This window comes from Mesorhizobium sp. M2E.F.Ca.ET.209.01.1.1, from assembly GCF_004010375.2.
Lineage (GTDB): Bacteria > Pseudomonadota > Alphaproteobacteria > Rhizobiales > Rhizobiaceae > Mesorhizobium.
This window is the reverse complement of the sequence record NZ_SADP02001296.1, coordinates 1-283: the sequence shown is the minus strand read 5'-3', so window position 1 is coordinate 283 and position 283 is coordinate 1. Positions and strand designations below refer to the sequence as shown.

1 protein-coding gene is annotated in these 283 nt (G+C 70.0%); it reads left to right on the top strand.

What is annotated here, in order from left to right:
- Window positions 1–275: hypothetical protein (locus EN852_RS40125; RefSeq protein WP_135879998.1), on the top strand; the 275-nt coding region annotated here is incomplete at its 5' end.
- Window positions 276–283: the final 8 nt, after the last annotated feature.

The window sequence follows — 283 nt, the reverse complement described above, 5'->3', positions numbered from 1 at the left end:
TCCAGGCCGGCAGGGCGCAGGACAAGACCCCGGGCTTCGACCCGGCGGCAGCACCGCAGGAAGCGGACGCCGAGGCGGGCGATGTCCCGACCTCCGCTGCGCCGGCCGCGCCGCACAAACCGAACTTCACCAACCAGGCGAGTTTTGCCAACGCGATGCGACCTCCGGAGAACGCCCCAGGCCTTGAGCCGCGCAGGAACGGGCCGGTCCTGGTCATCGTGGCGCTGGTCGTCGTGGCCGCAGTCGCCTTTCTGTTTGCCGCAGCCTTCCGCTAACCGCGAAA